The sequence below is a fragment of the Microvirga sp. VF16 genome (assembly GCF_016864375.1).
Classification (GTDB): Bacteria; Pseudomonadota; Alphaproteobacteria; order Rhizobiales; family Beijerinckiaceae; genus Microvirga.
On record NZ_CP069354.1, the window covers coordinates 5258144 to 5272493 of the forward strand.

A 14350-nucleotide genomic window follows, 5' to 3' on the forward strand; every position below is an offset into this window, starting at 1 on the left:
CTCCCCCGATCCCTAATCGCATAGATGCGATGGCAGCCATGTCGAATCAACAGGCTCGCCTGCAAAGGTGTCTTGGCTCGACGGCATAGTCAGGGCGCGCTATCTCTGGCGCTTCCCGCCGCTTTAGCTTCCGTAAAGATCATTGACGATGCCCCAATTCTTGTCCCGGCTCATTGCCCTTGGATTCCTTGGTCTTGCCTCCACGGCAGGTGCCGCCACCCTCGACGGGCTGGCCGTGGATGTGACGAATACCAGCGAGCCGGTGCTCTGCGCGGAAAAGGACAACGTGGCGATCAATTTCGCTTCGCCCGAGGTGAAGCACTTCCAGATCGAGGCCGTGCATCCGGCCTATATGGGCTCGCTGCGCCAGGACCGCTGGGAGCCGGACTGGACCGCCTGCGAGGACATCTCCGAGGAGACCTCGGCGAAGCCGCATCCGACCATGTCGACGCTCTATGAAGACGCGAATGTCCGCATCATGGGCTTGTCCTTCACCGAGTTCTGGCGCCCGAGCGACGTCACGGTGACCATCGGCGATAAGGTCACGCACAGGATCCATCTCCTCCAGCTGCTCAAGAAGCGCGGCGACAAGGCGATCGAAGTGCTCGTGATCTATCCGGGCGATGGCTATTGGCGCATCAAGCCGCTTCCGCCCGAGCATCTGGATTGGACTTCTTATGGTTCTTCCTTCCTCGTCGGCCCGGTGGAATTCGACCAGCGGCCGGTGGTCAATCTGAAGGATGTCGCCTTCGATCCGAAGACCATGACCTTCACGCTGACCCTGGCGAAGGGCGGCAAGACGAGTGTCGCCGTCAAGGCCCTCAACGAGGAGCGCATGACCCTGGACGTCGCCTTCGATCAGGGCGTGTCTGGCCTGCCCTTCGCAGGGCTGCGTTCCATGTACGTGACCGAATTCAACGCGGATGTGGCGCGCATCGCCGTGCGTGAGGAAAAGGCCCGCTCCTGGCACGAGGAGATGATCATGAACTTTCAGGGCGCGAAGGCGACCGATGCGTGGATGGGACGCCTTCTCCCCTCGCGCCACAATACCAGCGCGCCCGACATGATGTTCAACCGTTTCCGCGCGTCACCGGCTCCTTCGCGGTAAATCGCGCCAGCGTGGAGACGAGACGCCCGTCGATCAGGACGAGCCCCGTGCCGATCAGGACCATCCCGACGATATGACGCGCAGCCAGTGTCTCGCCGAGGATCAGCACGCCGAGAAGGATGGCGCTGACCGGGATGAGGAAGGTCACGAGGCCGACATTGGTGGCGCCAGCCCGCGCAAGCAGGCGGAAGAAGATCAGATAGGCGAAGGCTGTCGAGACGAGGCCGAGGGCTGCGAGTGACAGGATCGCTCCGGTGCTCGGCATCGTGAGCGTCCAGGGCTGGTCGACGATCAGCGCCGTGGGCAAAAGAATCGCGCTCGACACCGTGACCTGCCCGGCGGCGGTGGCGAGCGGCGGAATGCCCATGGTCTTGAAGCGCCGCCCGAACACGCCTGAAAAGGCATAGGACAGGGCAGCGCCCAGAACCGCGATCTGCGCCAGGATGCTCGCATCCAGCGAAGCGAAAGCCGCAGCTCCGATCATCACCGCGACACCGACGAAGCCCACAATGACACCTGCGAATTTCTGCCCCGTCAGGCGCTCGTCCGCCGTCAGGTAATGCGCCACGATCACGGTGAAGAGCGGCGTGGTCGCATTGAGAATGGAGGCAAGGCCGCTCGCGATATGACTCTGTCCCCAAACGATGAGCGTGAAGGGGATGACGTTGTTGAGAATCGACATGCCGAGAAAGGCAGCCCAGACCTGACGGGTACGTGGCAGTTCCACGCGCATGATCCGCAGGACGAGGAGCAGCGCCAATGCGGCCGTCATCACCCGCAGCGCCACAATGGTCAGCGGCGGCAATTCGCGAACGGCCACGCCCACGAACAGGAAGGAGCCACCCCAGACAATGGAGAGGACAGTAAGCAGCGCCCAATCGGACGCGGTCATGGTTTTTTGGACGGAGGCTTGTGTCATGTCTGCGCTTTCAGAATCGGCTTACGACATGACATACGGATGATGATGTGACGACCCGTTTTCTGCTTAAGCATCGGATGTGAAAAGTGGAAAGCACGATTGGACCCGCCCGATGCTTCCCTTTTCAAACCGCGCATCGGCCAGGGCGATGCGCTATGAAAAGGCGTACCATTCACCTTTGTTGCGGCAGGCCAGCATATCGCCTCGGCGCAATGTTGAACCGCTTCTCCATTCCCGCTGAATCGAGCGGCAATCGAGGCCACCGAACATCCTCTTGTTCATGACTTTGAGGGTCACCCTTCCGGACGCGCCAGTGGCGGGGTTCTGCCACGAGGCGCTGGTCCCGGAAGATCCGCCGAGGATCGACAACACAGCCCGCGCTTCCGACGGGCGATCCGCATCCGGGACGAGCTGTTCGGCCTTCTGCTGAGCCTCCGCCCTTGCCACATCGGCACTTGCCTGCGCCCTGGCGCCAGCCAGCTGAGCCGCCAGCATGGCATTGCCGGCGCCCTGCATGGCGAGGCCGTAGCCCGAACCCACAAGGCTCGTCCCGCCGCTCAAGGCCGCGCCCACGGCAGCATCCACGGCTGTGTTGCGGGCGGATTGAGCCATCTTGGCCGATTGCTTGGCCATCGTGAGCGCGATCTGGCGGTCGAGAGAAGCCATGTAGTTCGGGCCGGACGTGTTACCGGCCGCGATGTCCGCAAGGCGAGGGGCAAGGGCGCTGAAGTCCACTCCACCGGAAGCCGCCTGACCGGCCTCAGCGATTTCCATGGCGGCGCTGGAGATCCCAGTCGGGTCCAGAGCCGCGGCAATCTCACCGGCGGCCGAACCTGCGCCCGTTTGATTGCACGCGGACAATATCAGCCCCAGCGCAACGATTGCTCCCAAACCCGATCCCTTGCCCACGGGCCTCTCCATGACGAATACGATACTACGTAACGCAATCGACGCCCCATGAAAAGCGGGGTCTGAAGCGGACCTGAGCGGCTTTTGACAGCGGTCCTTCGGAAAGGTTTGGTTTACGACGATGGGGAAAAGCTTGGCGCCTTTACCACTCCTTCACGCCTTTGAGGCGAACCTCTCGCTCGCAATCCTGCCCCGTGTAGCGTCCCGCCATGACCCCGCCGCTCTCCCGCGAAACGTCCTACAGCGTCCGTCAACAGACGGTGCGGTCGAGCTTCTGCGTGCTGCCGCACGATCCCCGGCCGGCGCGGAACACCAGCTTCATCTTCGGCCGCTCTGATTCGCGCTATCGCCCCTTGCTCAACCAGGAAGAGCGGGACCGGCTGCACATCTGGGCCATGATCGTGGCTCTCTCGACCTCGATTGCCGGCACCACCCTGCTCCTCACGGCGATCTTCCGCTGACGGGAATGAAGACGCATCGGATCGATCCCAAAAGCGCTGCCCCCTTTTGGGTCCGACGATCTACTGCAGCGGCCAGACCAGCATGATGAGCGGCACGCCGATCACCACCACCAGGATCGAGAGCGGCAGCCCAAGCCGCCAATAGTCGCCGAATCGGTAACCGCCCGGCCCCATCACCAGCGTGTTGCATTGATGGCCGATAGGGGTGAGAAAGTCGCAGGCAGCGCCGATCGCGACCGCCATGAGGAAAGCATCGGGCCTGAAGCCGAGCTGGGTGGCGAAGCTCGCCGCGATCGGCGCCATCACCAGCACCGTTGCGGCATTGTTGAGGAACGGCGTCACCGCCATCGCGGCCACCATGATGAGCACGAGGGCTCCGGTCGGCGGCAGCATGTTGGCGGCGGATGAGAGCCATCCGGCGATCAGATCCGTGCCGCCGGTCGTGCGGATCGATTCGCTGACCGGGATCAGCGCGCCCAGCATGACGATGATCGGCCACTCGATGGTCTCATAGACCTCGCGCAGGGTAAGCGAGCCGAAGAGGATGAGGAGGACGCCCGCTCCGAAGAAGGCAATGGCCACGGGCAGGATGTTGAGGGCGACCAGCACCATGGTGACAACGAGAATCGCCGCGGGAACGAGGCTCCGGCGCGCGCTGCCGAGGCGAATCTCGCGTGCCGCCAGGGGAAGGCAGCCGAGTTCGCGCAAGGTATCCGGCAGCTTCTTGAGATTGCCCTGGAGCACGATGACATCGCCCGAACGCAGGACGATCTTGCGCAGCCTCTCCTTGAAACGCTCGCCGCTGCGGCTGACGGCGATGAGGTTGACGCCGTAGCGCTCGTAGAGTCCGATGTCCTCCGCCGAAACGCCTGCAAGCGCCGAGTTCGGCCCGACGATGGCTTCGATGACGCCGATTTCATCTGTTACCTCGTCCATCTCAGGTTGACGATGCTCCCGACTGAGCTTCAGTCCGGCCCGGGCGACAGTGCTCTCGAGCGCATCCGGCTCGCCTTCGAGCATGAGCAGGTCGTTCTCGCGGATGGCCGCATCCGGGAGCGGACGTGAGCTGCGAGTTTCATTGCGGATGATGGCCGCGACCTTCACCTCGCCATTGGCGAGCCTGTGCAGATCCGCCACGGTTTTCCCGACCACGTCGGAATTGGATGTCACGCGCGCCTCGGTCACGTAGTCCTTGATGTTGAGCGCTTCATCCAGCGATGCAGCGCCCTTCCGGCCTTGTGGGAGCAGGCGATATCCGAAGGCGAGGAAGACGACGCCCGCCAACGCGATGCCGAGCCCGACCGGCGTGAAATCGAACATCCCGAAGGGTTCGCCCAGAAGCTCCTCTCGGACCCGCGACACGATGATGTTGGGTGAGGTGCCGATCAGGGTCACGATGCCGCCGAGCAGAGAGCCGAAGGCCATCGGCATGAGGAAGCTCGAAGGCGGCGTGTTCGTGCGCCGGGCGATCTGGAACGCGACGGGAATCATCATCGCCAGCGCGCCGATATTCTTCACGAAGGCAGAGAGAACCGTCACCACGGCGACGAGCACGACGACCTGAATCTGCGTGGTGCGCAAGTAGGGCCCGACCCGGTTCAGCCCGGCCTCGAGCACCCCCGATTTCGCCATGGCCGCACTGACCAGGAGCGCGCTCGCCACGATGATGACGATGTCGTCGCTGAAGCCCTCAAAAGCCTTGTCGGCTGGAACGATGCCGACCAGCACCGCGGCAAGGAGCGACAGAACCGCGACGAGATCGTAGCGGAAGCGACCCCATACGAAGAGTGCCATCATCCCGGTGACGATGGCAAAGGCGAGCATTTGCTGATGGGTCATGCGGGCCGCGAGCGAGAGGAACTCGATTCCTAACGCTCCAGGCCTCTATGAGTGCCACGCTTACTGACCGAGAACGAGCGCCCAGTAGCGGCCGTAGCGGTTGTTCGCGTCCGCGCGGGCGAGCCCGATCTTGCGGGCCTGGGGCATCAGGAGATTGCTGTTGTGGCCGGGCGAGGCCTTCCAGCGCCCGATGGCGCCGTCGACCGAATCCGATCCGGCCGAAAGATTTTCCGCGGAATAGCCGATGATGCCGTATTCATCCATGCGGCTGGCGAAGCTGCCATGGCTGAGCCGGCCCGCCGCCGCCACTGCCCGGGCCTGATGCTCCGCCGCCTTGTTGAGAGAGGAATCCACCGTCACCGGGCTCAGGCCCTTCGAGACGCGGTAAGCCGAGATCAGCCTGGCAGCCTCGGCGGCATCGTTCGTGGAACTCGCCAGGACGGCATCCTTGGGGGTCAGCGCCCAGTCGCCGGCGCAGCCGGCCAGCCCCAGGGCCACCAAGCCCACAATGAAAAGAACCCGCATGAAAAATCCCCTTCGGGCGGCGTTAAGCGCCGCTCCCCTTGCAAAAATAGCCCGTGGCGTTCATGTGCAAAAGCCATGAACCCGATGACGCTGCATGCCATGTTGAAGCGTGGGGGTCCAGAATTCACCTTCTCCCGCGTCAGCTGACCGCATGTCCTCAAGTCCCTCCTCTTCTGATGTCGCCATCGTCGGCGGCGGCCCCGCCGGCCTGATCGCCGCGGAGGTTCTGGGACGTGCAGGCCTCAAGGTCACCGTCTACGACCAGATGCCGTCCGTCGGACGGAAGCTCCTCATGGCGGGAAGGGGCGGGCTGAACCTAACGCATTCGGAGGAATTCGAGCGCTTCGTCACTCGCTATGCCGAGGCCGAGCCGCAGCTGCGCCCCCTGATCGAGGCCTTCCGTCCGGACGATCTGCGCGCCTGGAGCGAGGGATTGGGACAGGAGACCTTCGTGGGCTCCAGCGGACGCGTGTTTCCAAAAGCCTTCAAGGCCTCGCCCCTTCTGCGCGCCTGGCTGTCGCGCCTGGAGGGCCTCGGAATCCGCCTCAGTCTGCGCCATCGCTGGCAGGGCTGGGACGAGGACGGCCATCTGGTCTTCACCGATGCGGCCGGCCAGAAAGTCCAGGTCAAGCCCGCGGCAACCATCCTGGCGCTCGGCGGCGCAAGCTGGCCCCGGCTCGGTTCCGATGGAACCTGGGTGGCGCTTCTGTCCCAACGCGGTATCCAGGTCTCGCCCCTCCGGCCGGCCAATATGGGCTTCACCCTTCCCTGGTCCGACATCATGCGCAGCCGCTTCGAGGGTGAGCCCCTGAAGCGAATCGCCCTGACCTTCGAGGACAGAACCGTGAAGGGCGAGGCCATCCTCACAGCGAACGGGATCGAGGGCGGCGCGGTCTATGCCCTCTCGGCCAGGCTCCGCGATGCCATCGAACAGCTGGGCAGCGCCACCCTGCACCTCGACCTGCGACCCGACCTGTCCGAGGAGGCTCTCGCCAAGCGCCTGAGCGCCCCACGCAAAGGCCAGTCGGCCTCCACCTTCCTGCGGAAAGGCGCCAGCCTCAGCCCGGTCGGGATCGCGCTGCTGCGGGAGGTGTCCCCTGCCCTGCCGTCGGACCCCGTTTCGCTCGCCCGCCTGATCAAGGCCGCGCCCCTGACACTGACGGGCACGAAGCCTCTCGACCGCGCCATTTCCAGCGCCGGCGGCGTGCCGTTCGACGAGGTGGACGAGCACCTGATGCTGCGCCGGATGCCGGGCACCTTCGTGGCCGGCGAGATGCTGGACTGGGAGGCGCCGACCGGCGGCTACCTGCTCCAGGCCAGTTTCGCCACCGGCATTGCCGCTGCGAAAGGCGTCCTGGCCCGCTTAGGGATTCCCGATGACGCATTGACCTTGAATCCGTCATCGGCCACACGGCTTTTGTGATCGATCCCGCCAAGATTCTCCACGATGTGTTCGGCTTCCCCTCCTTTCGCGAAGGACAGGAGGAGATCGTGCGCGCCGTGCTGGCCGGCGAGGACGTTCTCGCCATCATGCCGACCGGTGCGGGCAAATCCCTCTGCTACCAGTTGCCGACGCTCGCCCGCGAGGGCCTGACCCTGGTCGTCTCGCCGCTCATCGCCCTCATGCGCGATCAGGTGGCCGCACTTCGGCATTTCGGCATCGAGGCGGGCAGCCTCAACTCCGCCAACGACCCGGCCGAGAACCGCCGCGTGGTCGATGCGGTGCGCGACCGCAGCATGCGCATTCTCTACGCCTCGCCGGAACGGCTCGCCAATACCGGCACCACGGAATGGCTGGGACGCGCCGGCGTGAACCTGCTTGCCATCGACGAAGCACACTGCGTCTCGCAATGGGGCCACGACTTCCGGCCGGAATACGCCATGCTCGGCGAAGTGCGCCAGCGCCTCGGCAACGTGCAGACCATCGCGCTCACGGCGACTGCCGACGTGGCGACGCGCGGCGACATCATGCATCGCCTGTTCGAGGAGGAGCCGCGCCTCTTCATCCACGGCTTCGATCGGCCGAACCTGCGTCTTGCCATGCAGGCGAAGGAACATTCGAGGCGTCAGCTCTTTGCCTTCCTCGACAAGCACCGGCATGAGAGCGGCATCGTCTATTGCTCGTCCCGCGATGCCACCGAGAAACTCGCCGATTCCCTGAGCCAGGCCGGCTATCGCGCGCTCCCCTATCACGCCGGCATGCCGCAAGCCGACCGCGCCAAGAACCAGGACATCTTCCTGCAGGAGGATGGCGTGGTGATGGTGGCGACCGTCGCCTTCGGCATGGGCATCGACAAGCCCGACGTGCGCTTCGTCGCTCATGCGGCTTTGCCGAAATCCATCGAGGCCTATTATCAGGAAATCGGCCGCGCGGGCCGTGACGGCGCACCGGCCGACACGCTCACCCTCTACGGCCTCGACGACATGCGCCTGCGCCGGCTGCAGATCGAGGAGAGCGACGCGGCAGACGAGCAGAAGCGTGTGGAACGTCAGCGCCTCAACGCCCTCGTCGCCTTATGCGAAGCGCCGCGCTGCCGCCGCCAGACCCTGCTCGCCTATTTCGGTGAGAGCACCGAACCGTGCGGGAATTGCGATCTGTGCATCGATGGCGTGATGTCCTTTGACGGCACCATCGAGGCGCAAAAGATTCTCTCCGCCATCGTGCGCACGGGCGAGCGCTTCGGCACCGAGCATCTCATCAGCATCCTCGTGGGCGAGGAGACGGATTCGATCCGCCGCTTCGGCCATGACAAGCTGAAAACCTTTGGCGTCGGCAACGACCGTTCGAAAACCGAATGGCGCTCGCTGCTGCGACAGATCTATGCGGCGGGCCTGATCGGACTCGAACTCGCCGAATACGGCCGCTGGACGCTGACCGACAAGGGCGTCGCGGTGCTTAAAGGCCAGGAGCGGATCGAGCTGCGCTCCGACGTGCTCATGAAGCCCGCCGAGCGCCGCCGCAGGCGCTCGCGGATGGAAGCGGAATCCGTGGTGCCCACCGACGATCCGCTGCTCCTCGATCTGAAGGCCCTGCGCACGCGGCTTGCCAAGGAAGAGGGCGTACCGGCCTACGTGATCTTCTCCGACCGCAGCCTGATCGACATGGTGGCCAAGCGGCCGATAACCGTGCGCGCCTTCGGTGAAATTCATGGCGTCGGACAGGCCAAGCTCGACCGCTATGCGGATGCCTTCCTTGAGGTGTTGAAGGCGCACGCGGCTTAAGACGCTTACGAGTGCACCTCCGTCGTGGCCGGGCTTGTCCCGGCTATCCCAATAAGGAAGAGCGCGGCGTCTCATGAAATCGGGATCACCGGCACAAGGCCGGTGATGACGTGGAGGTTGTCACTCCGGCAAGCCTTTAGCAGGCAACCTACCTGCCCAGATAAGCCTCGAGATCCCGTAAGTGGTGATGCCAGCCCGCTGCATGCTGCTCGATCAGCCGCTGCCTCTTGTCTGCGGGCAATACCGACCAGCCGCGATGCTCGAGCCGCAGGAGCGTTTTCGTCTCCGCGACGGGATCGAGAACCATGGACACCTGGGTGGGCTGGGGCCAGTCCTCGTCGGCCCAGGTGAGTTCGAGGAATTCCGGCGGCTCGAATCGGCTCACGGTTCCGGTGGTGACCACCCTTCGTCCGGTTTCATCGGTCCATTCTTCACGGAAAGCACCGCCGGCTTTCGCATCCAGGCTCACGTGGTTACCCCACCAGGCCGTAATCGCTTCCGGCGCGGTCAATGCGGCCCAGATCTGCTGCGGCGCTTGCCTGATATCGTACTCGATGACGATCCGATCCGCTGTTGTCCCGACTTTCATGGTCGAACCTCCTTAAGCGGCTTATCTGTCCTCACTCACTGGGACATCTACCCAGACGCCCGAATGCGCGCTCCTCGCGATCGCATCCACGACCCGCTCGATGCGGATGCCATCCTCGAACGTAATCAGATGGGCGGCCTCCCCATCGATGCGGCGGATCAGTTCCCGGCATTCGACGATCTTCAGATCGTTGAAGCCGAGCCCATGTCCCGGCGCGGGAATGAATTTATCATAAGGCCGATGATGCGGGGAGGTCAGGATGGTGCGAAAGCCTTGGCGATCCTTCGCTCCATCGGCCGTATAAAGCTGCACCTCGTTCATCCGCTCCTGGTCATAGACGATGGTGCCTTTCGAGCCGAAGAGCTGAACGAAGATGCGCCCCTTGCGGCCCCAGGCTGAGCGGTTGAGCGCGATTATGCCGGAAGCGCCATTGTTAAGCTCGATCAGGGTCGTGGCGATGTCGTAGGTCTCGACCGCACGACGACCGCCATCCTTCACCGGGCGGTCCGCGTAAGGCTTGGCCATATGCCCGCAGACACGGCGCACGCCGCCGAACAGAACCCAGATCAGGCTCAGCGCATGGACGCCGAAATCGTCGAGCGCACCGTGGCCGGAACTCGCCGCGCTCTTCCAGTAGAAGAGCTCCCCCGGATCGGCCATGAAATCCTCGTCCATCTCGAGACGCACATGATTGACCTCGCCGATTTCTCCCTCGTCGAGGAGGCGGCGGATCAGGCGCATGATCGGATTCTGGATGTAGTTATAGCCAAGCGCCGCAACCTTGCCCGAGGCGCGCGCAGCAGCCAGCATCCGCTCCGCATCAACCAGCTTCGTCGCCATCGGCTTCTCGCACCAGACATGCTTGCCCGCCTCCAGAGCCGCAATCGCCATCTCGGGATGGAAGGCGTTGGGCGTGGTGATCGACACCACATCGACGTCAGGATCGGTAACGAGCGTGCGCCAATCGCCGGTGGCACGCGCAAAGCCGAGCTCGCGCGCTTTTCTCTCGGCAAGTTCCTGAGACGTTTCAGCCAGCACCGCGAGACGCGGCCGATCCACATCGCCGAAGACCGCCGCCACGGCATTCCAGGCAAGCGCATGGCACTTGCCCATATAGCCCGTGCCGATGAGACCGATGCCGAGTGACGTCATTCCAATTCTCCAGATTAAGCCTACCCAGATCTTCTGGTTCTGGAGTTCGCATTTGCTCTCAGGATCAAGCGGAATACGCCGCTTACCACGAGAATAGCAGACGCTATCCAGAGCAATCCTAAAGGCATCAGGATGGGTACAGAGGCGAGAAAAATTAGCACCTCAGTATCCTTCATCCAGAACATGGCCCAGGTCAGCACATTACCGAGAATTGCAGATGCAAGTGGTGATCCGCAATCTATATACTCGAACCAATCGCTCGTAACGTAGCAACCTGAAATGGATGAGTTGCGTGGGGCATATGGAAGATGAATTGTAACAAGATAGGTGACGCCTAGTGCAAAAAGCCACCATACCAGGGCGACAGCCTCGGCTATTCGAAGCGCGGATCGCATAGGTATTGCCGCTCCTACACCATCCCACCCAGTTCTTCCGACACCGCCTGCAATTCCTTGCCGCCGGCCATGAGATTCTGCAGCTCGTCGATCTGGATCTCGGATTTCTTGTAGGTGCCGAGCGTCTTGCCGCGATTGAGCACGGTGAAACGGTCACCCACCGCATAGGCATGGCGCACATTGTGCGTGATGAAGATCACGCCAAGGCCCTTACTCCGCACCTGGTGGATGTATTTCAGCACCATGGAGGTCTGCGCCACGCCGAGCGCCGATGTCGGCTCGTCGAGGATCAGCACCTTGGCGCCGAAATAGACGGCGCGGGCAATCGCCACGCATTGCCGCTCGCCGCCGGACAGGGTACCGACGGCCTGGTGCGGATCGCGCACGTCGATGCCGATCTTGTGCATCTCCTCGCGGGTGACCTCGTCGCAATGGTCGAAATCCACATTACGGAACGGCCAGATGCCCTTCACCGGCTCGCGACCCATGAAGAAGTTGCGCGTGACCGACATGAGCGGAATCATCGCAAGGTCCTGATAGACCGTCGCAATGCCCGCATCGAGTGCATCGCGCGGGCTGGTGAAGGTCACCGGCTGGCCTTCGACGAAGAACTCGCCCGAGGTCGGCTTGTGGACGCCGGCGAGCGTCTTGATCAGCGTCGACTTGCCGGCGCCGTTGTCGCCGAGCAGACACATGACCTCGCCGCGATGGACGGTGAGCGACACGCCGGAGAGTGCGATCACCGAGCCGAAATGCTTGACGAGATTACGAATATCGATGAGCGGAGCTTGCTTGTCCATCAGCGCTCTCCCGTCACTTTGCGGCGGATGAAGTTGTTGAACAGCACGGCCAGCAGCAGCATGGCGCCGAGGAAGACCTGGAACCAGTCGGAATCGAACCGCGTATAGGTGAGGCCGATGGACACCATGCCGAAGATGATGGCGCCGAAGAACGCCCCGATGGCCGAGCCGTAGCCACCGGTGAGCAGGCAGCCGCCGATCACCGCGGCGATGATGGCCTCGAACTCCTTCTGGAAACCGCGCCGCGCATCGGTCGATCCGGCATCGAGCACGGTGAGGATGGCGACAAGGGCGGCAGCAGCGGCGGTGAGCATGAAGAGCGCCGTTTTCACCCGGTCCACCGGCACGCCGGAATTGCGCGCCGCATTGGCATCGCCGCCGGCGGCAAAGATCCAGTTGCCGGCGCGTGTGCGCAGAAGAAGCCATGTGGCTGCAAGGGCGAAGAGAATGAACCAGACGATGGAGACTGGCATTCCCGTCACGGTCGGCGTGCCATTCGGGAACTTGGCGATGATGTCATTCGCCGCGAGCCAGGAGAACACGCCCTCGAAGGCGACGCCTGAGAAGAGTTCGCGGATGAGGCCCTCGCCCGCCTGATCGCCGATGCCGCGCATCTGCGTCGAGCCGCCGGTCGCCCATTTCAAGCCGACGAGCGAGAGGCCGCGCAGGATGAACAGGAAGGCAAGCGTGACGATGAAGGATGGAAGCCGTGTGCGGATCACCATCTGGCCGTTGAGCCCACCGAGCACCGCCGCCACGACGAAGGTCGCAGCGATCGCGACAAGGAGCGGCCAGCCGCTCAGCGTGATGAAAGCGCCGAAGACCAAGCCAGTGAAGGCCACCATGGAACCGATGGAGAGATCGAACTCACCGCCGATCATCAGGAGGGCAGCGGCGATAGCGAGAATGCCGAGCTGCGAGGCAGGAGAGAGAATGTTCATGATGCCCGCGAGCGTGAACATCGAGGCATCGGCGGTCGACAGAAAGAAGATCGTGACGAGGATGAGACCGGCCAATGCGCCGAGCTCGGGCCGCCGCATGATCTTTGTGAGGAGGGAGACCTCCCGCAGGCGCTCGTCCTGAATTTTCTTGACGGCCGCGGCCGGTGCGAGATTGGCGGTCGGCTGGGTGGTGTCGACCATGAGCGCCTCCCAAATGAATCCAAAAATGGAGGAGCCTGCGGTCGCTGCGACCGCAGGCTCCGATCGATGTGTTAGCGAATGCCCTTGGCAGACAGATCGATCACCTGGCTGGCCTTGTCCTTCGTGATCAGGTTCGGGCCGGAGGGCACATTGCCGCCGGGCATCAGGCCGTATTTGGCATAGTTCGCCAGGAACACCACCGGCAGATAACCCTGCAGATATTGCTGCTGGTCGATGGCGAAGAGCGCCTCGCCGCTCGCCACCGACTTGAGGAAGCCGGCCGACATGTCGAAGGTGGCGACGCGGATGGCACCAGTCTTACCGGCCTCCTTCACGGCCGCCACCGACGGCTCACCCGCCGTGCCGGCGCCGAGCGCCAGGATCGTGTCGATGGAGGCATCGGCAGCAACCGCCGCCTTCACCTTGGCACGTACATCCGCCGGATCGTTCGTGACGGGAAGCACCGTCACCTTGCCGCCGAAGCCTTCCGCGAAGCCCTTGCAGCGCAGATCGAGCGACACGTTGCCGACCTCCTGGTTGACGCACAAGCCGACCTTGCCGCCCAGCTCTTTCAGCTTCGCGCCGGCGATGCGCCCGGCCTCGACCTCGTCCTGGCCCACATGGAGCAACGCGCCGAGCTTCTTCGATACGTCGGAGCCGGAATTCATCGAGATCACCGGAATGCCGGCGGCGACCGCCTTCTGGATCGCCGGGCCGAGCGCCGAAGAATCCGGGATCGAGACGATCAGGCCCGCCGGCTTCTGGTTCACCGCCGCATCGATGAGCTGGGCCATGGCGACCATGTCGAAGGTCTCAGGTGCCCGATAATCGACCTGGATCTTCATATCCTGGCCACCCGCCGTCACGCCGTTTTTGACCACCGACCAGAACGGATCGTTGGCCTGGCCGTGGCTGACGACGATGATGCGGGTATTCTGCTGCGCCGCGACTGGGGCAGCAGTGGCAAAGGTCAGAGCCGCTGCGGCGGCCAGACCGGTAACGAGTGCTTTCATGCTCTTCCTCCCAGATGGTTCTCATGCGAGCACCGCAACGCCTGTGCGCTGCGGCGACCGCCGCGGCCTTGCCGCTTGCCTCACCGGGCAGAGAGAAAACAAATGAGCCGAAGGGCGAATCACCGTCCGTACAGCGTTCCCTCTGCCGATCCGATCGTCCGTCAAAACGGAACGTCAGAACCTTTTTTGTTTCTATATTGGAATTTTTATTCCATTTTTGTAGGATTGGGTCAAGGCCCGATCTGGAGCCCAGGGTCGAGCACATGGAGCAACGGA

At 63.4% G+C, this 14350-nt stretch carries 13 protein-coding genes; 4 read left to right on the top strand and 9 right to left on the bottom strand.

The genetic code is table 11. The features are described 5' to 3' along the window. Positions 1-148: 148 nt before the first annotated feature. A complete protein-coding gene (locus JO965_RS24710) occupies positions 149-1108 on the top strand; it encodes a hypothetical protein (RefSeq protein ID WP_203441570.1) in 960 nt (319 codons plus the stop codon). Here JO965_RS24710 and JO965_RS24715 read toward each other — a convergent pair. Further along, complete coding sequence (locus JO965_RS24715) at positions 1071-2027, bottom strand: DMT family transporter (protein ID WP_203441571.1); 957 nt, start codon at positions 2025-2027, stop codon at positions 1071-1073. The genes JO965_RS24710 and JO965_RS24715 overlap by 38 nt on opposite strands. 153 nt (positions 2028-2180) lie before the next feature. After that, the gene (locus JO965_RS24720; protein WP_203441572.1) at positions 2181-2936 is read right to left on the bottom strand and encodes a hypothetical protein; all 756 of its coding nucleotides are present in this window, start codon (positions 2934-2936) and stop codon (positions 2181-2183) included. A gap of 209 nt (positions 2937-3145) precedes the next feature. Here JO965_RS24720 and JO965_RS24725 point away from each other — a divergent pair, with 209 nt between their 5' ends. Next, the gene (locus JO965_RS24725) at positions 3146-3397 is read left to right on the top strand and encodes a hypothetical protein (protein ID WP_203441573.1); all 252 of its coding nucleotides are present in this window, start codon (positions 3146-3148) and stop codon (positions 3395-3397) included. A gap of 60 nt (positions 3398-3457) precedes the next feature. Here JO965_RS24725 and JO965_RS24730 read toward each other — a convergent pair whose 3' ends face one another. Together JO965_RS24730 and JO965_RS24735 are read right to left on the bottom strand one after the other, a co-directional pair. Continuing rightward, positions 3458-5236, bottom strand: coding sequence for an SLC13 family permease (locus JO965_RS24730; RefSeq protein ID WP_203441574.1), 1779 nt, complete (start codon positions 5234-5236; stop codon positions 3458-3460). A gap of 60 nt (positions 5237-5296) precedes the next feature. Then, positions 5297-5761, bottom strand: a complete 465-nt coding sequence (locus JO965_RS24735) for a CAP domain-containing protein (protein WP_203441575.1) — start codon at positions 5759-5761, stop codon at positions 5297-5299. Between the two features lie 151 nt (positions 5762-5912). Here JO965_RS24735 and JO965_RS24740 point away from each other — a divergent pair, with 151 nt between their 5' ends. Together JO965_RS24740 and recQ are read left to right on the top strand one after the other, a co-directional pair. Then, the gene (locus JO965_RS24740; protein ID WP_203441576.1) at positions 5913-7184 is read left to right on the top strand and encodes a TIGR03862 family flavoprotein; all 1272 of its coding nucleotides are present in this window, start codon (positions 5913-5915) and stop codon (positions 7182-7184) included. Further along, complete coding sequence (gene recQ, locus JO965_RS24745) at positions 7181-8983, top strand: DNA helicase RecQ (RefSeq protein ID WP_203441577.1); 1803 nt, start codon at positions 7181-7183, stop codon at positions 8981-8983. Before JO965_RS24740 ends, recQ begins: the two co-directional genes overlap by 4 nt. A 148-nt stretch (positions 8984-9131) precedes the next feature. Here recQ and JO965_RS24750 read toward each other — a convergent pair whose 3' ends face one another. The 5 genes from JO965_RS24750 to JO965_RS24770 form a co-directional block, all read right to left on the bottom strand. Continuing rightward, complete coding sequence (locus JO965_RS24750; RefSeq protein ID WP_203441578.1) at positions 9132-9572, bottom strand: SRPBCC domain-containing protein; 441 nt, start codon at positions 9570-9572, stop codon at positions 9132-9134. 21 nt (positions 9573-9593) lie between these two features. Continuing rightward, on the bottom strand, positions 9594-10724 hold the full coding sequence (locus JO965_RS24755) for a Gfo/Idh/MocA family protein (RefSeq protein ID WP_203441579.1): 1131 nt from the start codon (positions 10722-10724) through the stop codon (positions 9594-9596). Positions 10725-11133: 409 nt separating this feature from the next. Then, complete coding sequence (locus tag JO965_RS24760; RefSeq protein WP_203441580.1) at positions 11134-11919, bottom strand: ATP-binding cassette domain-containing protein; 786 nt, start codon at positions 11917-11919, stop codon at positions 11134-11136. After that, a complete protein-coding gene (locus JO965_RS24765; protein WP_246776679.1) occupies positions 11919-13061 on the bottom strand; it encodes an ABC transporter permease in 1143 nt (380 codons plus the stop codon). The genes JO965_RS24760 and JO965_RS24765 overlap by 1 nt, the downstream gene beginning before the upstream one ends. A 71-nt stretch (positions 13062-13132) precedes the next feature. Then, positions 13133-14074, bottom strand: a complete 942-nt coding sequence (locus tag JO965_RS24770; protein WP_203441581.1) for a sugar ABC transporter substrate-binding protein — start codon at positions 14072-14074, stop codon at positions 13133-13135. Positions 14075-14350 lie beyond the last annotated feature (276 nt).

What these genes read in the sequence shown, in the direction of transcription:
- JO965_RS24735 (WP_203441575.1), bottom strand. Translation starts at nt 5,761, where the DNA reads ATGCGGGTTCTTTTCATTGTGGGCTTGGTGGCCCTGGGGCTGGCCGGC.
- JO965_RS24730 (WP_203441574.1), bottom strand. Translation starts at nt 5,236, where the DNA reads ATGACCCATCAGCAAATGCTCGCCTTTGCCATCGTCACCGGGATGATG.
- JO965_RS24715 (WP_203441571.1), bottom strand. Translation starts at nt 2,027, where the DNA reads ATGACACAAGCCTCCGTCCAAAAAACCATGACCGCGTCCGATTGGGCG.
- JO965_RS24760 (WP_203441580.1), bottom strand. Translation starts at nt 11,919, where the DNA reads ATGGACAAGCAAGCTCCGCTCATCGATATTCGTAATCTCGTCAAGCAT.
- JO965_RS24740 (WP_203441576.1), top strand. Translation starts at nt 5,913, where the DNA reads ATGTCCTCAAGTCCCTCCTCTTCTGATGTCGCCATCGTCGGCGGCGGC.
- JO965_RS24750 (WP_203441578.1), bottom strand. Translation starts at nt 9,572, where the DNA reads ATGAAAGTCGGGACAACAGCGGATCGGATCGTCATCGAGTACGATATC.
- JO965_RS24710 (WP_203441570.1), top strand. Translation starts at nt 149, where the DNA reads ATGCCCCAATTCTTGTCCCGGCTCATTGCCCTTGGATTCCTTGGTCTT.
- JO965_RS24725 (WP_203441573.1), top strand. Translation starts at nt 3,146, where the DNA reads ATGACCCCGCCGCTCTCCCGCGAAACGTCCTACAGCGTCCGTCAACAG.
- JO965_RS24755 (WP_203441579.1), bottom strand. Translation starts at nt 10,724, where the DNA reads ATGACGTCACTCGGCATCGGTCTCATCGGCACGGGCTATATGGGCAAG.
- JO965_RS24770 (WP_203441581.1), bottom strand. Translation starts at nt 14,074, where the DNA reads ATGAAAGCACTCGTTACCGGTCTGGCCGCCGCAGCGGCTCTGACCTTT.
- JO965_RS24765 (WP_246776679.1), bottom strand. Translation starts at nt 13,061, where the DNA reads ATGGTCGACACCACCCAGCCGACCGCCAATCTCGCACCGGCCGCGGCC.